This window comes from Phycisphaerae bacterium (assembly GCA_024102815.1).
Classification (GTDB): Bacteria; Planctomycetota; Phycisphaerae; order UBA1845; family UBA1845; genus JAGFJJ01.
The window spans coordinates 217,160-237,336 of the sequence record JAGFJJ010000048.1; the positions used below are offsets into that span (position 1 = coordinate 217,160).

Consider the following 20,177-nt stretch of genomic DNA (forward strand, 5'->3'; position numbering starts at 1 on the left):
CTGGGACGAATTGGTTTCTCACTTTGCTATTATCGGGAGTGTTCGAAAGCGAGTCATTCTGTCGGCTCGATGCAGTCCGGCGCATCGTAGGTCGGCTTGTTCACCTTTTTGCTGATGGGGTAGGCCTGCATCTCTTTGGCCGGGAATGGCAAGAGAAGTTGATTGAGCGCGGGGGCGTTTTGGCAATTGGGATCAAGCCAGGTGTCGTAGCTCGACGCCGGGAGAATGACCGGCATGCGGTCGTGGATGGGTTCCATGAGCTCGTTGGGGTTGGTGGTGATGATCGTACAGGAGTCGACGGCCGATCCGTCGCCACCCTCCCAGTGTTCCCAGAGACCCGCGAATGCGAAGGGGCGATGATCGCGCAGGTGAATGTAGAAGGGCTGCTTCTGTCGGGAGCCGGGGACTTTCTGCCACTCGTAGAAGCCATCGGCCAGAACCAGGCAGCGGCGTTTCTTGAAAGCGGCGCGGAACGACGGTTTGCTCGCCACGCCATCCGCGCGGGCGTTGATCATGCGGTTTCCGATGGCGGGGTCGTCGGCCCAGAAGGGGATGAGGCCCCAGTGCAGCAGATCGCACCGCCGTGCGCCTGCCTCCGCGCGGACGGCGGCAACGGCTTGCGTCGGCGCGATGTTGTAGCGGGGCGAAAGCGGCGGCGTCTCCGCGAGTTCAAAGACCTCCGCCAGGACATCGGCCGGCGTCGTGAGAGTAAATCGTCCGCACATCGTAATCTCACGCCCCGGCGCCGATGCCTTCCATGCGCGTGACGCGCAGGGCTTCCTCCAAGGTGGTCAGGCCGTCGCGTACCTTGGCGATGGCGTCATCGCGGAGCGTGATCGCCCCGTGCTCGACGGCGTAGCTCTCCAATTCCTCCGTCGTAGCCTTGCGCATGACCAGGTTCGACAGGCCGGAGTCGAACGAGACGAATTCGAAAACTCCCACGCGTCCGAAGTACCCGGAGCGCAGGCATCGCGAGCACCCCGCGCCGCGGAAGATCTCCACGCCGGTGCGCTCCGCGGGGATGCCCATGATGCGCCGTTCGGTGTCGTTCGGCTCGTAGGGCTTGCGGCAGTTGGGACAGATCTTGCGGACCAGGCGTTGGGCCATCACGCCGATGATGGCACTGGCCACGAGGTAGGGCTCGCAGCCCATGTCCAGCAGTCGCGTCACGGCGCCGACGGCGGAGTTCGTGTGCAAGGTGGCGAAGACGAGGTGGCCGGTCAGCGAAGCCTCAAGGGCCAGGTGGGCCGTCTCCTCGTCACGAATCTCGCCGACCATGATGACGTCGGGATCGTGCCGCAAGATGCTCCGCAGCGCCGAAGCGAAGGACACGCCGAACTGCCGGTCCACGGGCACCTGGTTCACGCCGGCAATCTGGTACTCGACGGGATCCTCCACGGTCACGATGTGCTTGTCGATGGTGTTGATACACTGGAGTGCCGCGTAGAGCGTCGTGGTCTTGCCGCTTCCCGTTGGACCGGTAAGCAGAATGATGCCGTAGGGGCGATGGATGAGGCGCTCGAACGCCTGCCGAATCTCCAGGCCCATTCCCAGCGATTCCATCGTGATCTGCGACTTGTCTTGCGTAAGCAAACGAAGCGTTACGCACTCTCCGCGCGCGCCGGGAATGACGGCGACGCGAACGTCGATTTCCTGATCGAAGCTGCGATGACTGAACCGGCCGTCCTGCGGTTTGCGCCGCTCGGTGATATCGAGCGTCGCCAGCACCTTGATGCGAGAAACCAGCGGCGCGGCCGCGTCCAGCGGAAACGCGCGCACTTCCATGAGCCGTCCGTCGATGCGCAGACGGACGCGAAGGCGATCCTCTTCCGGCTCGATGTGAATATCACTCGCGCGGCGATCCACGGCTTCATCGATGATGCTGTCGAACTGCTCGAGCATGTTCAGGCCCGTGGCCGTCGAAGGAGCCACGGCCTGGGAAATGGGCGTCATCGACTGGACCCTGGCCCCCTGCGATCGCGCCTGCCCGTAGACATGCTCGATCTGCTCGCGAATCTGGTAGCGCGGACTGACCACGAGCTGCACCGGGCGCTCGAACCGGGAGGTGACCGCCGCGCGAACCGTCGGATCAACGGGGTCGGCCACTGCGGCGATGAGCTGTCCGCCAACCTCACCGAAAATCAGGCAGTCCTTTCGCCGGGCGATGTTCTCGGGAAGGGTGAGCACCCACGCCCGGGTGGGCGTCCGACGGGTAAGGTCGAGAAACCGATATCCCGTCAGGTCCGCGTACATCTGTGCCAGATCGGCGTCGCTGATCAAATCGCGGGCCAGGATTGTCTCGGCAAGCGGCAGCCCAGCGATCTCCGACTCCCGCAGCAGCGTCGTGAGAGATACAAACGTCAGCGTGCCTTCGTTCAGAAGGCGCTTGACGACGAGCGGTTCGGCAAGTTCGGCGGCGAGCATGACCGGCTTACCCCCTGCCCAGCACGACAAAGAGGGCGTCATCATCGCCCTGGCCGCCCGCCATGTGCGCGGACCAGAGGCGTTCGAGCGCGGCCGAAGTGTCCACCACGGAGTTGAAGGCGTTACGGTCGAGCAGGGCTTCATGCAGGCGTGATTCGCCCAGCGGCTCGCCGCCCACGCTGGAGGCCTCGATCAATCCATCGGTGTGGCAGACGACACGGAATGCTTCAGGAAGGTCCACGCGGGTCGGCTCGAAGACGTATTCCGGATCGACGCCCAGAATGAGGGAAGGCTCATCAAGCGTAATCAGACGTCCCGGCGCGACCATGAGCAGGGGGGCCATTCCTCCGGCATTGATGTAGATCAGCTTGCCGGCGGAGATGTCCGCGGCGATGAACGTGCAGGGAACGATCTGGCGGGCGGGTGCGGCGGCGATGCTGCGGTTCAGCTCATTGAACATTGCCGCAGGATCGAAATAGGCGTCTTCCGCCACGGACAAGGCCGTGCGAAGCGCTGCGATCATCGACGCCGCCTGCATGAGTCCGTGCATGCCGTGCCCCCCGGCGTCGACGACAAGCACACAGCAGTGTTGCTCGTCAAGGTGGACAACTTCCACGAGATCGCCACAGCGGGCCCTTCCCGGAAAGCGACGCGTGGCGACTTCAAACGACTCACTCGACGATACCGGCGGCGACAACGACCCCTGTATGCGGCGGATCACTCCCATCCACGAGGCCCCTTCCCGCACGGCGGTTCGCGTCAGCTTGCGTGCCGTCTCGCCGATCATCATGCCGAGGTGCGCCCCGGCCGCCATCGCATAGGGCAACGCCGTCGCTGGGAAGGGCTTCTTCGACTGCGGACGATCCGCGTAGATAACGCCAATGACCTCCCCCCGGTGCAGGAGGGGAGCCGTCACCGCCGTTGCCGCGAAGCCGAGCTTGGGATTGATCTGCGACGCCGTCTGCGGGTAGCGCCCAGCCACCGACTGCAAGAGCGGTGCGAACACGAACCACTGGCTGACCGGCGTCAACGAGCCGCCGGACGGGCGCTTCAGTGCGCGATGGGCCAGCGGGAGAAGTTCCGTCTTGGCGTCCCCTCGAAGGGCGATAAAGCCGCGCTCGGCCTGGAGATCGAGCAGGACCTGCCCGATCGACCCTTGGGCGATGTCTTCCGCCCGGGAGGAGAGCGGCAGATCGGCCCCCAGCAGGGCAAGCTGGGACACCTGCGCCAGTGTGAGCGAAACCGGCGCCTTGCTGCGCAACCACTCGCAGTTGGGCGGTTCGGTCTTGTCGGGCGTGAGGCACTCCGGATCGAAGCGCTCCTCGGTGCCGGTTTCGTCGAGGTACTCGACGATCCGGTCTCCGACACGAATGACATCTCCGGGAGAGAGAAGCGTTTCGGCGATGAGCTCGCCGTTGACGTAAGTCTTGTTACGGCTGCCGAGATCGCGAATGCGGAAGCGGCCGTCCCGATCGATTTCGATGGCCACGTGCTCGCGGGAGATCATGTCGTCGTCGAAGATGATCTGGCTGCCCGCGGCGCGGCCGATGACGAAACGCTCGCTGTCGAGCGTGCGCACCTGCAATTGGCCCCCGTCATCCACAAAACGAAGCGTTGGCATGGCTGCAGCTTATCGCCTCCCCTGTCCGCGGCTCAAGCGGTGGAGCATCAAAGCCCCAGTACGTCGACACCCTGCTCGAATACGATGTCCACGGGAATGCCTGCGGCGTTGACCCGGTCGAGATCATCCTGGAGCACATCGGGCATGTTCCCGGCAACTTCCATCCACTTCTTGGCGCCCTCGTAGTCCCCGTCGCCCTGCATTCGCAGGATCTTGGCGGCGAGCGATTCCATGGCACTGCGCATGCGCTCCTGGTCCACCCGGTAGCGACCCGTCTGCTCATCGCGCGAAAACGCTCCGCGCTCGGCGAAGTAGTTGAAGCGAACCATGTTGGCCCGGCCGTGGGCGCTGGCCGCACCGAACCGCACGGAGCGGAAGATTCCCGCCATGAAGGTCACGTAATGGTCCATCAGATTCGAATTCGGCAGTTCGCCCTGCTCATGGAGCCGGGTGATCATGTGCAAGCCCAGGATGTCCGCCTTGCCCTCCTCCAGGGCTGACTGCTGATCTTTGAGTGCCTCGCGCACCGTGCCCTTGCCGTTGATCGTGTTCTTGATCCCCAGTCCGTGAGCCACCTCGTGAAACATCGTGTCCTCGAAGAAGGCATCGAATGTGATGTGCTTCCGCTGGTCCTCGGCAATGAGCAGGTCAGCAATGGGGACCAGAATCTTGTCGAACTTGGCCCGCATGGCGTTCTTCAGTTGCAGGCGGCGCGTGCCCTTGCGAAGCTGCACCTCCTCGTCGTTGGGCAGGTTGATGGCGATGGTCTTGGCCCCGGCGTTGCAATCGCCGGCGTAGTAGACCACGTCATAGGCGTTGAGGTCGGAGTCTGTTCCAGGCGACTCCTGCTTGTACTTGTCCTCGACGGGCAGAGATCGCTGCAAGTCCGGGAGCATGGCCGCGTAACGCGCCAGCCGCTTGCTCCACTCCTTGTCCTTGATGAGCACGTATGATTCGTAGGACGCCTTGTATCCGAACATCCCATCTTCGTAGGTCTCGATCGGGCCGATGACGATGTCCAGCGTATTATCCTTCATGTCCAGCCAGGCGAAATCCGACGCCCGATAGTCGTCGGTCAGCAGGGCGTCGGCTCGAAGAAGCAGGTACTGCCGGAAGCCTTCGTCCTCGGCGATCGCGGCTGCCTGGCTCAATTTGTGGCCCGCGGCGAGAGCGTAGAGCATGAACTGCCGGAAGTAGGGCACGGCCTCCAGTTGCCCCATCTGATCACGGCGGATGATGGTGTAGGGGCTTCGAAAGGACTCTGCCGCCGCCGGGTCAAGCTGGGCGAGGTGTTGCTCGAATTCCTCTTTGGACATGTCCGCCGGATAGAAATTCGCCCCCAACGGCTTCGGCCCGACACCGGGAACGAACGGCTGGTTGTCGTTCAGCCGGTCCCACGGACCGTAGTTGATTTCGGCGAAGCGCCGCAACGCGGGATTATCCAGCGACGACAGCAGTGCCGTCCTGTCTCCGTATGCCTGCCACCAGAACCCCTCATCCATCTGCCGGGCGGCATCGATGAGCAGCGGGAGCATTCGTCTCTGGTTATCGCTGAGTCCGCTCAGGTCGGCCGTGAGGCGCACCGTCGCGTATTTGTCCACCAGCGCCGAAGCGTCATCCGTCTTCGCCGATCGGTCCTTGCCGCTCATAGAGACCCCACTTTGTCGTTGCCCGCAGCCGGAAGTCAGAATGATCCCAACCAAAGCCACCACCCAAGAACAAATCTGTTTACGCCCGCTGAACAAAGCCACGATCTTTCTCCCTGAACCGATGACCCGCTTCTATTTGCCCGCCCCCACCAAGAACGGGAGCACGATGGAAACGGCGATCAGCACGATAATGATCCACTCCAACACTTCCATGCGCCGCGTGCTCTGCTGGTCGGAGATCTTCTGGTAAATGCTCTCCAGCGTGTTGAGCTTGCGCATGATGCTGCCGTCCCAGTCGTCAATGTGCAACCGCCCGACCGCCAGACGGTAGACCCGGGCCAGATACTGGTCTCCCAGCAGCTTGAGGGCATTGTTCACGCCCTCGAAGAGCAGGGCGCTGTCGAGCTGAAGCTCGGCCACGCGACGCTGATCGGCCGCGCGCGTCACCATGGGACGCAGCCTTTGCCGGGTCCGGCGCAGGAAGGTTTCATAGGCTTCGTCGAGGGCGCTGTCGAGCTGTTCATCCAGGTAGCGCATTTCCAGCAGCTCGACGTTGGCGTATTCCAGGACGGCCAGCACGTCGTCCATGTCCATACCCATAAGCAGCGCCGCGTTCCAGTCGATCAGCGTGAGATCATCCTCGCCGAAGGCGATTCGGCTGCCCAGTGCGTCGTCCACCATCTGCGTGGAGAGAGCTTCCTGCTCCGCACGAAGGATGCGGGCGAGCGTTGCGGCGTGGCGTGATGCGACCGCGTCAGGTGCCTCCCGCGCCTCGAACTGCTCGATCTGGTAGACGACGTAGTCCTCGACGAATTCCGAGACCATCGGCCGCTGAACCGCCGGGGCAATCGTTCGGAGCAGATCGTCCACGCACCGTCTGGCATGGGTAAGAAGAATCGCATTGTCGTACAGCGTGTCCGAGAGGCCGAGCAAATCGTCGAGTGGCCCAGCCAGCGGAAGACGGTACGCCGCGGAAATCGCCCCGAAATCGTAGATCACCAGGTCGACGGCCCCCTCCGTTCGCCACGGACCCAGTTCAAGCCGCTCGCTGGCGACGGTGTGCCGCAACGGCGCGGGACGGTATTCGAAGTAGCTCGGGGTCTTTCGCTTGCGGCGGACCGTGGCCCGCTGGCTGGCCTCGGCGATCAATCGCTGGGCCTCGTCCAGGCGAATCGACAGCCCCACGTCGTGAGCAAGAAGCACGTGGCACGCGCCGCGCGCGATTCGCGGGGCGCTTGACGGGCTTGATACCGAGGGCGGGATGTTATCTCCAACCGGGTCCGCCGACATGATCGGCAGCGCCTCCACTGATGCCAGCCTAATTGCGCCGGGTCTCTCCGGGCTACCAGTCGAGCACGTAGGCGAAAATCAAGGGCGCCACAATGGTGGCGTCCGATTCGACCACGAAGCGCGGCGTATCCGCGGCGAGCTTGCCCCATGTGATCTTTTCCGTGGGATAGGCCCCGGAATACGAGCCGTAGCTGGTCGTGCTGTCGCTGATCTGGCAGAAGTAGCCCCAGAACGGCACCTGCTCCTCCAGGTCGATGTTGACCAGGGGCACGACACAGATGGGGAAATCACCCGCGATCCCCCCGCCGATCTGGAAGAACCCGATGCTCGCCGAAGCTGAAGCTTCCTTGTACCACCGGGCGAGCTCGACCATGTAGTCCACGCCGTACTTCAGGAAACGCCCATGCGGAAGCGTGCCCTGAATCAGGTACGCCGCGAAACCGTTGCCCAGCGTCGAGTCCTCCCAACCGGGCACAAACAACGGAAGGTCGCGTTCAGCCGCCGCCACCAGCCAACTGTCCTTCGGATCAATCTGATAATGCTTCTTGTAGACGCCGTCGCGAATCGCCTGGTACATGAACTCGTGCGGGAAGGTCCGGGTTTCGCTCTTTGCGGCGGCCTGCCAGCGCTCCAGCAGTACATGCTTGATCCGCAGCATGGCTTCCTCTTCCGGAATGCACGTGTCCGTCACCCGGGCCAGACCGCGATCGTAGAGTTCCATCTCCTGTTCCGGCGTCAGTTCGCGATAGTTCGGCAGGCGGACGTAATGATCGTGGGCCACCAGGTTGTAGAGATCTTCCTCCAGGTTGGCTCCCGTGCAGCACACGGCGTGGACCTTGTCCCGGCGGATCATTTCCGCCAGGGAAAGGCCCAGTTCGGCCGTGCTCATCGCGCCACCGAGCGTCACGAACATTTTGCCGCCGCGGGCCAGATGGTCCTTGTAGGCCTGGGCGGCGTCCTTGGTGGTGGCGGCGTTGAAATGGCGATAGTGGTGGTCGATAAACTCGCTGATCTTCATACGCTGCTCCGGTCGGATGCTTCCGGCATCGGCACCGCAGCCTCTTCATCGCGGCGCGGGGCCCAATTCCCGTGTAAACGGCCTAGCTTACCCGACACCGGCCTATCCGAAAATGCTCCCAGATCGGACGGCAAAAAAGCCCTTACAGGCGCGCAAGCTTGCGGCTAGGACGAAACAACATCGCACAGTGAGCCGGCAAGTAACCTGCGAAGCCATCGCCATGTCCGCGAATCGCCGAGTGGAAAACCCTGGTTTACTTCCAACTCCACGCCAACGTATCGCGGGGTGTCCAGCTCCCGTCGCAACCAGGTCGTGAACCCGTCGGCTTTTCCGAGGTAGGGGTAGTTCCTCCGGACGCGAAGGATTTCATTCCGGGCGCGGATCGAGGCGCGCCATTCGTGACAGAACCTCCGCTCGCCGAGGCGGCCGGGGTCGTACAGCAGGCCCACATCCGCTTTTCGCGCTGCACCGTCAAGCACCGGGGTAAAGGTGTGCACGGAAAGATGCAGAACATCGCCCGCTTTTCGAAGTGCGCGTCGCAATGCCGCAGCCACGGCTTTCCGGTGCGGCGCGTAATAGTGTTGCAGCACTCGGGTACGCTCGGTGTCGTCGAGCTCCCGGCTGACGATCGAAAACAGGCTTGGATGGTGCGGCGACCGGTTTAACTCGACCAGCAATCGCGATACGTGGGAGTAGAACAGCGGGCAATCAAGACGCTTGGATAGTTCTCGCGCGAGAAACAGCGCCCCCGGGTCGTACCCACGGTGGGAATTCAGCAGCGAATCCTGCCCGGCGAACAGCGCGCGATAGCGGGCGGGTATAAAGTTTCCCCCGTGCTCGCAACTGACCACGGCCGATCTAATCCGCGACACGCAGCATCCGTCCCTCCGCCAGGCATTGCGAAAGGCGGCGGTACACCGACACCATAGCGTCTCGGTCTTCGCCCTCGCCCAGCAGCCTGATGATGCGGCGTGCCAGACATCCTTCCTTCATCATGACATCCAGTGCGGCCGCCTCCGCCGTATCCGCCGACCCCAGTGGAAGAACCTGATCGCGGAGATGCTCCCAGAGCATTCCCGCAGCAAGTGCCCCGCCACCGAAACCGAAGAGCGCAAGATATCCGGCGTCCTCGATCGAGGTTTCGTCCGCGTGCCGGATACAATTCAGAAGGATCGGCTGGAGTCGCTCTATGCCCCATCCCCTCTGATCGTCGTACGAACACCATCGTTCCTCGACCAGCGCCCTCAGCGTCTCCACGATAAGCCGCGTCATGGCCACGTCGGCCAGCGGGCACTCCTGCACGTCGAGGACGCGAATCTCGATCGTATTTCGATCAAACCGAGCGATCGCGCCGCGAGCATTGGCCCACTCGAACTGCAATACGCCCTCCGGATCGAAAGGCGCCAGATCGCGGTAGATCCGCTGAAGAATCTCGCGCTCGTAATCCTCTCGTGTAAACACCGGCTCGGGAATCACGGCTCCCGAAACCGACGGAATCCGTCGGGCGTTCTGGCGATAGACCTCCAGCCGTGCATCGCGAAACGACGTCCGCGCCCCGTCCAGCATGGGCGAGCTCGCCGCCAGTGCCGGCAGAATGGGCAGCACGAGCCGGATGGCCGCGTGAAGCCGCCCGAACTCCTCATCGCCGCAGAACGGCAGATTCAAATGCGTTGATTGCAGGTTCGACCACCCGTGTCCCCGACAATCGAAGATGCGATCGAATCCCGCGTAGACCGGGCTGTATTCGTGGGGCCAGAGCCGCGTCTCGCGGAACGGATCCATCCACGGATGCGCCCCGGTGGGAAGCAGTATCGCGTCCCACTCCGCGAGCATTTCGTTGATGCGCTGAACGTCGTGCTGGAATGGACCCGCCAGCCCGTCGAGCCTCTCGGCAGGCGCTCCCGTCTTCAACTCGATTACGTGGAGTACGAGTTCGTTGGACCAGTTCAGCGGCCCGACTTCCACCTCCGACTCGAACGCACCGGCCATGGCGTGAAGCACGCGATCCGAAATCGGACACACGTCCAGCGTCCGCCGGTCGACGATCATGTACTCCAGCTCGACGCCGAAGCGCTCGAAGAGGTGCCAGGATTCACTCATGTCGTTGCCTTGGCCACGCCGTTACGACGGCTTTGAATGCGCTTGAGAAAGACGCCCATGATACGATCATACAAGGTGTCACCGAGAATGCGGTCTTCGTAGCCGGCGTCCACGTTGGGGTTATCGTTGACCTCGATCACGCAGACCTCGTCCCCAAACTGCTTGACATCGACGCCGTAAAGACCGTCCCCAATAGGCTTGGCCGCGCGGAGCGCCGTCTTGAGCACCACCTCGGGAACCTGGTCCAGTGGGACGGCTTCCACGTCGCCGTAGCGCACACCCTGCTCGCCGGTCTCGGTGATCTGCCAGTGCCCGCCTGCCATGAAGTACTTGCACGCGAAAATCGCTTCCCGTTCCAGGATGCCGATACGCCAATCGAACGGCGTGGGCATGAACTTCTGGGCGACGATCAGGTCGGACTTTTCCAGCAGACGGTCGACGCAGGCCTGGAGCTCGGCTTCGTCGTTCGCCTTGAAGACGCCCTGAGAGAATGAGCTGTCCGGCTGCTTGAGGATGCAGGGCAGGCCGATCTCCGCGACGATCCGGTCCCGGTTGTCCTTGTGTACGACCAGCGTCTGCGGAATGGGCACCTTGTACCGCCGCAACATCTCTGCCAAATAGACCTTGTTCGTACAGCGAGCGATGGAGTCCGGATCGTCGATGACCACCAGACCCTCGGCCGCCGCCCGCCGGGCGAAGCGGTAGGTGTGGTGATGGACCGCAGTCGTCTCGCGAATGAACAGGGCGTCGAACTCTGCAATGCGCCCGAAATCCTCCTGGTCGATGAGTTCCGTATCGATCCCCAGGCGCCGCGCCGCGCTGACAAACTTGCGGATCGCCCCTTTGTTTGACGGCGCCTTTTCCGCGTCCGGATCAAGCAGAATAGCCATGTCGTAGGACGCCGTGCTGCGGCGCTGACGGGGGAGGCGGTTGTTGCGGAAGAACTCCGTCGCCGATTGAATCACGAAATCGCGATGCCCCTCGGGAATGTCGTTCCCAGCAATGGGACCGATGTTCCTCAGGACCCATTCCTCCTCCACGCGCGCAAAATCGGCTCGCAGCAGCGGCGCCTGGAAAGATCGGAAGAGGCTCTGACTCAATTCGTCGTATCGTTTGGCCAGGTTCTTGCCGAAGTAGACCCGCAACGTGAAGAAATCCGATCGCAGTGGGCGCAGGCTTCGCTGGATCAACTCGTCGAGATCGTCCGCGACCACGCGGGCGATTGCCAGCGTCTTCATGTCCTGGATCGTGGTGATACTGGGAAGCGGCTTTTGTCCGCGAGCCATGGCCAGCAGTGAAACGTAGTAGCCCGTACTCTGGTATCGATAGGACCGGCAGAGATTGAAGACCCGCAGATTACGCTGTTCGCTGTATTGGGGGTCCGTCAAGTAGGTTCGGGCTGCCACCACGGGCACACCAGGGATGTGCAGCGACCAGTTCTTGGGCTGGTTGACGACAATCAGATTCAATCGTCCGCGCTCCCCGGGGCGGGCGACACGGCGCCGCCATTGGTCCCCGCGCTCGGTCCGCGTTCCAGAATAAGCAGGTTCGCGTCGTACGTCACAATACCCAGCAGGATCGCGCCGAGCAGGCGATCCATGCCCACCGAATAGACATGCGTCGTGGCCATGGGATTGGGATGCATCGGATCCGCCACCATCACCTGTCGATGCTTCCGGTCGTATCCGCACAATACCACGAAATGCCCCACGGGCGCCCCGCGAATGTCATCGTCGTCGCACTTCGGGCCGAATTCCCGGATGCCCCGATACAGATACGTCGAACTCAATCCCGTGAGGATGGGTACGCCGCGTGTCAGGTACTTTCGGATCAGCGCCGCGGTCAGGTCCTCGAACAGTATCTTCCCGCCCAGCTTCAGGTACTCCAGATAGCCCCCTGTGGCGACTTGCAGGCGCTTATCCGATTTCGCCTCCGATTGGGCCTTGAGCTTCGCCGCGATGTCCGTCCCGGGCTGCGCGAACCACGTCGGATCGAACAACTGAAGGTTGTAGGTGTAGATCGATGCGGAGTACCCGCGCCGCAACGCGTGAACAGCCAGGAACACCGCCAGCGTGCCACCCTCTTCCAGCCCCGTGACTTCGGCGATGACATTCTTCAAGGGAAGCGATTCACCGAAATAGTCGTACACGGCGTGAAGGCAAGTCGGACCGCACGTCACGTCGTCCGGCTGGGGAAGGATATCCAGCGGAAGGTGGCACGTTTCCTCTCCGTCGTTTGCACCGCCGTTGGCCGCGGCGTCCGAATTCGACATCGCGGCGCGGACTTCATGGGACATCGTCATGCGTGGATCATCGATCGAGAAAGATCATCGCCCGACATAGCGCCTTATCGGACAACTTACGCTATTGTATCCACGTCTGTGATGGTGCGACCAGAGCGGGGGAGCCAATCTTCGCACCCACCCGTGTTGCGTCCCAATTCCCGAGGAAACCCCCGAGGGCCAAGATGACCCTTGATGCCAAATCCGAATTGCACGAGGCCCTGGAAGAGTCCGTCCGGCAGGGCGATACGGCGCAAGTTCAGTCGCTGATCGAGTCGATGCCGCTGGGGGAGGCCGGCTACGTGCTGGACCACGTTTCCTCCGAGACCCGCCGCCGGCTGCTCGAACTCCTGCCCCCCAAGACCGGCGCCGACCTGCTTGAGCATGTTCCCGAGGCCCAGGCGGCCGACCTCCTCGCCGCCCCCGATCCCGAAGTCTGCGCGGCCATTCTCGAAAAGCTCTCCAGCAACCACCGCGCCGACCTCGTCCGCCAGTTCGACGACCGCCGCGGCGAGCAGGTTCTTGGCGCGATGAGCCCCGATACGGCCACCGAAACCCGCCTGCTCTGCGCCTATGAGCCGAACGTCGCCGGCGGCCTGATGATTCGCGAGTACCTCTCCTTTCCCGAGGGCTGGACCGTCGCCCAGGTGCTCGATGACTTCCGCCGCAACGCCGATCGCTACCGCGATTACGACGTCCAGTACGCTTACGTCACGGACCAAGGCAGACGCCTGGTGGGCGTCCTTCGCCTGCGGGACTTGATTCTCGCCAATCCCGGCCGGGCCGTGCGCGACGTGATGATCCGGGATCCCCTTACGATTCCCGATCGCGCCGACCTCATAGAATTGACCGATTTTTTCGATCGCCACCGATTCTTCGGCGCTCCCGTGGTCGATCCGAAGAACCGACTCGTGGGTGTCATCCGCCGTGCCGATGTGGAAGCGGCCAACGCCGCCCACGTCGAGAGCGACTACCGCAAGGCCCAGGGTATTCTCGGCGGCGACGAACTCCGCTCCATGCCCCTGCTCTTCCGCGCCCGGCGACGGCTCGCCTGGCTGAGCATCAACATCGTGCTCAACATCTTCGCCGCCAGCATCATCGCCCTCTACCAGGAAACCCTCGCCGCGGTCATCGCCCTGGCCGTCTTCCTGCCCATCATCTCCGACATGAGCGGGTGCTCGGGCAATCAGGCGGTCGGTGTCACCATGCGCGAACTTGCCCTCGGTGTTGTCAGGCCTACGGAATTCCTGCGCGTCCTCTTCAAGGAGATGCTCGTCGGGCTGCTCAACGGCTCGATTCTGGGACTGCTGATCGCCGCGGTGGCCTGGATCTGGAAGGGCAACCCCATGCTGGGGCTGGTGGTCGGCGCCGCCTTGGCGATTAACACCGTCGTGGCCGTCTCCATCGGAGGAACGGTGCCGCTGGTACTCAAGCGGTTCGGTCAGGACCCCGCTCTAGCCTCGGGTCCCATCCTGACCACCATCACCGACATGTGCGGCTTCTTTCTGGCCCTCTCCTTTGCCGCAGCCACTATGCCGTGGCTGGTGTGACGTGGTTATTGAGAGAATAGAGCCCTTCTGTAGCGGCTCTTCCGAAACGCACCGAGCTCGGCGTTCAGGGGTTGGCGCGCCCTGCCCGAGGGCTAAACTCCGGATTCTCACTCGTGGAATCGTGCTTGCACACGATCTACATCGAGGGGGATCTGTGCCGTGTCATTGAGCGCTGACCAGTTTCGTGTCTTCGCATTGCTCACGCTTATATCTGCGGCCGCGGTTATCTTCCCGGCATGGCGCGGGTTGCGCGCGGACGTACCCCAAAGGCATTTCGACGCGAGATGGCTATACGTGGCAGGCAAGTGTTGGTTGGCCGGGGATTCCCCGTACCAACGTGAGGTGTTCTTTGACCGATGGGAGAACCTGACCGGCACGCCGCGACGGGCCCAGTTTGCCTATCCACCGAGCACGGTCGTTATTGCCGTCCCGCTGGCCCTCTTGGATTGGTCAGTCGCCCGATTCACCCTCGACTTTGGAAACGTATTTTCCTTGTTTCTGATCCTGTTCCTGTTAAGCCGATCCGCCATCGATTGCGGCGTATCGACTCGGAGGATCGCGATCGCCTGCATCATCGCTGGGTCAACGGCCTCCAACGCCATGGTCCTGACCCTTGGCCAACTCACGCTCATCGCCGTTGGCGGATTAACGCTCGCGGATTTCTGTATCAGAAGAAATCATCACATACTTGCGGGCGTTGGCATCGCGCTCGCAGCCTTCAAACTTCACGTCACGGGAATCTGCCTGCTGTACCTTGCCGTGCGGCGCGGCTGGAAAGCCCCCGTCATCGGAGCTGGACTCGTAATCGTAGCAGCCCTCGTGGGGATCGGAGGAAACATCACGGAGTTCATGAGCCGTTACTCGTCCTGCCTCGCGGAATATCGAGTCGCTTCTGCAAATCAACCTCAAGCGCTCGTGGGCCTGCCTCGTCTATTGCAGGCCCTGGGAATTCAGAGGCCGACATTGATCGGAGCACTTCTCGGCCTATTGATGGCTTCTCTCTGTCTCTACTTGCGCCTTCGCGATCCGGTGTTCCCCGAGAGCCCAACCGCCGCAAAGGCAGGAAACACCAGGTCGTGCACGGATTCCCTCGGCCCGCCGGCCGCTATTACCGCGGCTTTCGTGCCCCTGCATATCTATGATCTGGTCTTGCTCGTTCCCATGGTGTTTGCGACGATCTCGTCTCCACTGCGCAGATTGCTTGTATTTCTGCCGGGACTAATCTGTGTACTGCGGCCCACGAATGTAGCGCGAATCCTCACCCAAGTTCACAATATGCACCCGCAGGAAGCCGCGGGCTGGGTAGCAACCGCAGGGAGCTTGTATCTCCTCGTCGTAGTGTTAATCAGCGCTCGCAGGGACACCGGAGCTCAAACCCCCGGAGATGCACTCTTGTAGGATTGTCCTTAAGTCGGGAGGCTGGCGACGCTGACTCAGAAATACCCGGCCTTGCAAACCGCCAGCGCAACTTCGCCGCCTTCGGAGAGCTTGAGGGCACCCCCGTAGATCTTCGCATGTTCCCTGCCCAGCGACGCACACGCGGCCGTGATGCATCTGCGCCAGCCTTCGATGTCCCCGCGATAAGAAACTCCGTGGAATTGACGCCCGTCGGGGAGATGAATGGCCGCAGGCTCTTCGATGGCGCCTTCCGAGGTTGACGTCGCCGCGCCGTCAACGCCGCATGTAATCTCGCAGAATAACTTGTTGTAGGTCGCCCGGCCGGCGCCTTCGGTGTCCAGGTGCACACGCCCATCGAACGGGCCTGAACCGGCAAGCGTGGGCGCCAAGGCGACGCCCTATTCCTTTGCCAATTCCGCCACCACGTCGTCGGAAATGTCCGTGTTGGAATAGACCGCGTCCACGTCGTCGTGCTCATCCAGGGCGTCGATCAGCCGCATCACTTTGCGGGCCGAGTCCAGATCAAGCGAAATGAGGTTGTCCGCCACCTGGGACAGGTCGGCCGACTGAATCTCGATCCCCGCCGCTTCAATCGCCTCGCGCACCGCTTCGAAGTTCTCGGGGCTGGTCATCACCTCGTGAATGTCCGCCGACGAAGTGACGTCGTCGGCGCCGGCCTCCAAAGCGAGCTCCATCATCTTGTCTTCCGACGCCTTGCTCGCCTCGACCACAATCACGCCGCGATTACGGAATTGGAACGCCACGCAGTTCGTCGAGCCCAGGTTGCCCCCGGCCCGCTCGAAGATCTTGCGGATCTCCCCCGCAGTGCGGTTGCGGTTGTCGGTCATCACCTTGCACATCACCGCCACGCCGCCGGGACCGTAACCCTCGTAGACGATCTCTTCGTACGATTCCCCTTCAAGCTCGCCCGTGCCTTTCTTGATGGCTTTCTCGATGGTGTCCTTGGGCATGTTGGCCGCCTTGGCCTTGTCCACCGCCAGGCGCAGACGCGGATTGTCTTCGATGCTGCCCCCGCCCATCTTCGCGGCCATGGTCACGGCGCGGGCGAACTTGCTCCACGCCTTTCCCCGCTTGGCATCGAGCGCGGCCTTCTTGTGCTTGATCGTCGACCATTTTGAGTGACCGGACACGTGTTCAACTCCAGGACAATGCAAGAACTGTCATACGACGGACCAACCCGTTAAACCACGCGACATTCAAGGATGCTGCCGCCCTCAGGAGCCTTCCGTGCCATCCGCCTCATTCTCTTGCGGCTTGCCCAACGGGGCGACTTCCGGCGCCCCACCGCTTCGTGCCGCCTCGAGCTTCTGCGGAACCTGCTGCTTGACCCGCTTCAAGTCGGCCGAGATGAGCTCCTCTTCACCCATCTTTTCCGCCGCCGCCTGCGCCGCCGACCAATACTTGATCGCCTCCTCTTTCAGCCCCAGCCGCCAGCTCGCGTCTCCCAGGTGATCGTTCACGACCGGATCATCCTCGGTTCGCGCCTTGGCCGCCCGCTCCAGCCATTTCTTCGCATCGGCGAACGCACCTTTCTTGTACAGCAGCCACCCAAAGGTGTCGAGGTAGGCCCCCTGCCGCGGGGCACGCGAAAGGGCGAAGCGGATCATTTTCTCGGCTTCGTCCAGATGAACCCCGTGGTCAATCCAGCCGTAGGCCACGTCATTATTCAGCCCCACGTCGCCCGGGTTGATTACCAAGGCCTGAGCCAATTGCTCCGTCGCCTGCTCATCCTCCCCCTGCATCTGGTACGACATGGCCAGTGCCCGCAGAAGCTCGAAACGCACGCCGGGGTCAGACGGCTCCTTCAGCCATTGCTCCTCGACCAGGGACTGCACGCGGCGATGCTCCCCGGCGCGGGCCAGAATGCCCGCCAGCAGAAACCGCAGCTCCGCCAGACGCTGTTGCAGCGACCGGGCCGAGACCGGATCATTGGGTTGGACCAGTCTCTCGCGGTCCGTCATGTTTGGGTCGGGCGGCTCGATCCGGCCCAGTCGCACCCGCTCCATTTGTGAAAGAACCTCATCCAAGAGCGACTCCCCCCACCGCGCCGCCTCGTCGTATCGCTTTGCCTGCTGGAGCACCCCCGCCAGGAGCCACTGAAACGCCTCGCGATACCGCGTCCGCAGGATGGTGTTTCGCACCAGTTCGGAGGCTTCGTCATATCGCTCGGCTGACGCCAGCACCAGCACCAGCCGCTGCACCGCGTTGTCGTTTTCGGGGTCGTTCAGCAGCGGATCCATCGCCAACTGCACGGCGCGATCGTACTGCTTCGCGGAAACAAGCGCGTCCACAAACGCATTGGTCACATCGCCGTCGAGCTTCTTGTCCGCCATGAGGGCTTCATAAATGGGAATCGCTCGTGCCGCATCGCCGCTCAACTCATACAGCCGTGCGAGGCGCCGCCGCCAGGTGCGGCCGTCGCCTTCATGGCTCCAATCTTCCATCAGGCGAGCCGCCTCGTCCGCCTTACCAGCGAATCGAAGCGTGTCCACGAGCCGAAGCCGATAGCCCTCGCGCTGTTCGACCGATAGTCCTTCGCGTTCAAGCATCGACCGGGCCAGTTCCGCGGCCTTGTCATAGTCTTGCACGATCCAGTACAGCTCGATCAGCTCTCTCACCCACGCATCGCGGGCAGGCCGGCGCGGAAGCAGATGCGCCAGCTGCTCGATGGCCTCCTCGTATTCGAGGTTTTCCTTCAGGGATGTGACCAGCCCGAGGATCGCCGCTTCCGATTGCGGATCGGTTTCCACCGCCTTGCGATAGGCCTCGAGCCGTCGCGCGGCATCCGTCAAAGCGTTGAACGACTCCGCCATGGCCAGCCGCGTCGTTACATCCGGTGGCGCATCACCCAGCGCCTCCTGAAGCGCCTTGCGATAGCTCTCTCCGTCAAAGGTGGGATACTGGGAAAGAAAGGCCGTCGCCCGTGCCCGAATGTTCACCGACTTCGCTTGGTCCTTGAGAATCCGGAACTCCTTGACGGCTTGCTCCGTTTGGTTGTCATCAAGGTACAACAGCGCCAGGCGCTCGCGGGCACGGTCGTTTTCCGGAGAGCGCTCCAGCAGGGCGCGAAGCTCTCGCTGGGCGTTCAAAGGCCGATCGGAGTCGATGTACAGCTCCGCCAGGGCGAGCATCGCATCCGCGTTCTCGGGATCGCGTTGCAGTGCATTCCGGTAGTGCGTTTCTGCTTCGGGCGTATTTCCCAGTCGTTCCAGAATCTGGCCGATCACGAATTCCAGCCGGGGATCAGCGGCCGCGCCGTCCTCGCCTGTTCCGCCGCGAGCGACCCGCAAGGCATCGTCATAGCGAAGTGCGTCCAGGTAACGCCGGGCCAGTGCGACACGCGGCCCGATGAGTTTGGCGTCTTGCGACAGGCTCGCTTCGAAGAGCTCTGCGGCCCGCGTCTGGCGCCCCGCCGCCTCCGCCACCACGCCGCGTAGATACAGAGTCATGGGATCGGCATTCTGCGTGGCCGTGTCGCCAAGGATTATTCCGACCGCATCGGGATCCCCGGCCAAGGCCGCAATCCGCGCCTCGACGCCCGCCGCCTCTTCCGGTGCCGCGACGATCAGCTCTCCCGCCTGGGACAAGGCCTCCGCGAATCTGCGGCCCTCCAACAGGACGTCGACGAGCGCTTCCCGAACCGTGACCGCTCCGGCATCATGCTTCAACTGATCGCGAAGCAGAGACTCCGCCTCCTCGATTCGTCCTGTCTCGCGCAGCAGGCCGGCCGCGCGCAGCACGAATCCGGGATCGGCCTCGCCGCCCGCGCGAATGCGCCGGATATCCTCGACGATCCTTTCGGGATGTCCGGTCGTCCGATGGATTTCCTCCAGCAGTTCGAGCACGCCGGGCGTCTTCGCGGGAAGATTGCGGGCGACCGCCAGCGCGGCCTCCGTTTGACCCGCTTCGAGCAGGGCGCGAGCCTGGCGCATCTGCATCTTGCCCGCGCCGCCGGGGCGCTGCTGTGCAACCTGCCCGAACAAGGCCGCCGCATCCGCAAAGCGCCCCAGCTTCTCCAGCAGTTCCGCACGCTGCAGACCGGCGGATTCACCCGCCTCGCGAAGCTGCCGGGCAAGCTGGGGCGCCCCATTCGGCGAGGTCTTTGCTTCTTCTTCGAACGCCTCGTATTCCTCCAGCGCCGCCGTCCAATACCCTTCCGTGGCGAGCGCTTCCGCAAGCTGGTAATGGAGCAGCGTCCGCAGGCCCGGAAGCTCCCCGACATTGCCGCATTTGAGCGCCGTACGAAACGCCGCGATCGCTCCGGATCGATCACCGTCACGCGCCAGAACGCGCCCGCGGACATAATGAGCGAGCGCTTCGTCCGCCCGGGCGGCAATCGCCAGCTCCGCATGCTTGCGGGCGCGCTCGATGTTGCCCGCCTCCCAGTGGAGAAGGGCCAGCGTCCTCTGGATCACCGGGTGATCCGGCTGATAGCGCAGTCCGCGCTCCAGCTCCAGCGCCGCCTCCGTGAAACGCTGTTCGGCGATGAGTTCCGTCGCCCGGTCCACACGCCGCGCCGCCCGTTCCGACAGCTCCTCGACTTCGCCATGCGCCGGCGCCGGAAGATCGGGCTCGATCTCCTTCAGGCGAAGTCGCGACCGCTCGCTTGCCGCCGAAGCTTGTCCGGCGGGTTCCGCAGCCCGGGCCGCGGCGGGAGCCTCTCGGCCGGCTGCTGCGCAACCCGAACCAGCCACCAATACCACCGCAAGCGGCGCCATCCAACGCACGGCCAGCCTTCTTTGCGTATTCACGATTCTCTCTCGAAGTTGCCCGAAGAATTCCGGGGCGGCCGGAGACATGGATCCCCGTCCGCATCACTCACTCT

15 protein-coding genes are annotated in these 20,177 nt (G+C 63.0%); 2 read left to right on the forward strand and 13 right to left on the reverse strand.

Features of this window, described 5'->3' with window-relative positions; translation table 11 throughout:
* Positions 1-53 precede the first annotated feature (53 nt).
* The 10 genes from J5J06_11960 to J5J06_12005 form a co-directional block, all read right to left on the reverse strand.
* The gene (locus J5J06_11960) at positions 54-725 is read right to left on the reverse strand and encodes an SOS response-associated peptidase (protein MCO6437796.1); all 672 of its coding nucleotides are present in this window, start codon (positions 723-725) and stop codon (positions 54-56) included.
* Between the two features lie 7 nt (positions 726-732).
* Positions 733-2,424 (reverse strand): type II/IV secretion system protein, encoded by a 1,692-nt coding sequence (locus J5J06_11965; GenBank protein ID MCO6437797.1) that lies wholly within the window; start codon positions 2,422-2,424, stop codon positions 733-735.
* A 7-nt stretch (positions 2,425-2,431) separates the two neighbouring features.
* Positions 2,432-4,045, reverse strand: a complete 1,614-nt coding sequence (locus J5J06_11970; GenBank protein MCO6437798.1) for a SpoIIE family protein phosphatase — start codon at positions 4,043-4,045, stop codon at positions 2,432-2,434.
* A 47-nt stretch (positions 4,046-4,092) separates the two neighbouring features.
* Positions 4,093-5,694 (reverse strand): Zn-dependent hydrolase, encoded by a 1,602-nt coding sequence (locus J5J06_11975; protein ID MCO6437799.1) that lies wholly within the window; start codon positions 5,692-5,694, stop codon positions 4,093-4,095.
* Between the two features lie 132 nt (positions 5,695-5,826).
* Positions 5,827-6,897 (reverse strand): hypothetical protein, encoded by a 1,071-nt coding sequence (locus J5J06_11980; GenBank protein MCO6437800.1) that lies wholly within the window; start codon positions 6,895-6,897, stop codon positions 5,827-5,829.
* Positions 6,898-7,036: 139 nt separating this feature from the next.
* Entirely contained in the window at positions 7,037-8,002 is a 966-nt protein-coding gene (locus J5J06_11985; GenBank protein MCO6437801.1) for a deoxyhypusine synthase family protein, read from the reverse strand.
* Between the two features lie 164 nt (positions 8,003-8,166).
* Positions 8,167-8,874, reverse strand: a complete 708-nt coding sequence (locus tag J5J06_11990; GenBank protein MCO6437802.1) for an N-formylglutamate amidohydrolase — start codon at positions 8,872-8,874, stop codon at positions 8,167-8,169.
* Positions 8,861-10,102: a glutamate--cysteine ligase gene (locus J5J06_11995; GenBank protein ID MCO6437803.1), complete on the reverse strand. Its 1,242-nt coding sequence runs from the start codon at positions 10,100-10,102 to the stop codon at positions 8,861-8,863. The genes J5J06_11990 and J5J06_11995 overlap by 14 nt, the downstream gene beginning before the upstream one ends.
* Complete coding sequence (locus tag J5J06_12000) at positions 10,099-11,571, reverse strand: RimK family protein (protein ID MCO6437804.1); 1,473 nt, start codon at positions 11,569-11,571, stop codon at positions 10,099-10,101. Before J5J06_12000 ends, J5J06_11995 begins: the two co-directional genes overlap by 4 nt.
* The gene (locus J5J06_12005; protein ID MCO6437805.1) at positions 11,568-12,374 is read right to left on the reverse strand and encodes a C39 family peptidase; all 807 of its coding nucleotides are present in this window, start codon (positions 12,372-12,374) and stop codon (positions 11,568-11,570) included. The genes J5J06_12000 and J5J06_12005 overlap by 4 nt, the downstream gene beginning before the upstream one ends.
* A gap of 194 nt (positions 12,375-12,568) precedes the next feature.
* On the opposite strand from J5J06_12005, the gene mgtE reads away from it, so the two are divergent.
* Complete coding sequence (gene mgtE, locus J5J06_12010; GenBank protein MCO6437806.1) at positions 12,569-13,933, forward strand: magnesium transporter; 1,365 nt, start codon at positions 12,569-12,571, stop codon at positions 13,931-13,933.
* Positions 13,934-14,227: 294 nt separating this feature from the next.
* Positions 14,228-15,331: a DUF2029 domain-containing protein gene (locus tag J5J06_12015; protein ID MCO6437807.1), complete on the forward strand. Its 1,104-nt coding sequence runs from the start codon at positions 14,228-14,230 to the stop codon at positions 15,329-15,331.
* A gap of 35 nt (positions 15,332-15,366) precedes the next feature.
* On the opposite strand, the gene J5J06_12020 is transcribed toward J5J06_12015, so the two are convergent.
* From J5J06_12020 to J5J06_12030, 3 genes are all read right to left on the reverse strand, one after another.
* On the reverse strand, positions 15,367-15,720 hold the full coding sequence (locus J5J06_12020; protein MCO6437808.1) for a hypothetical protein: 354 nt from the start codon (positions 15,718-15,720) through the stop codon (positions 15,367-15,369).
* A gap of 9 nt (positions 15,721-15,729) precedes the next feature.
* Positions 15,730-16,482, reverse strand: coding sequence for a YebC/PmpR family DNA-binding transcriptional regulator (locus tag J5J06_12025; GenBank protein ID MCO6437809.1), 753 nt, complete (start codon positions 16,480-16,482; stop codon positions 15,730-15,732).
* Between the two features lie 84 nt (positions 16,483-16,566).
* Positions 16,567-20,103, reverse strand: a complete 3,537-nt coding sequence (locus J5J06_12030; protein ID MCO6437810.1) for a tetratricopeptide repeat protein — start codon at positions 20,101-20,103, stop codon at positions 16,567-16,569.
* Between the last annotated feature and the right edge of the window lie 74 nt (positions 20,104-20,177).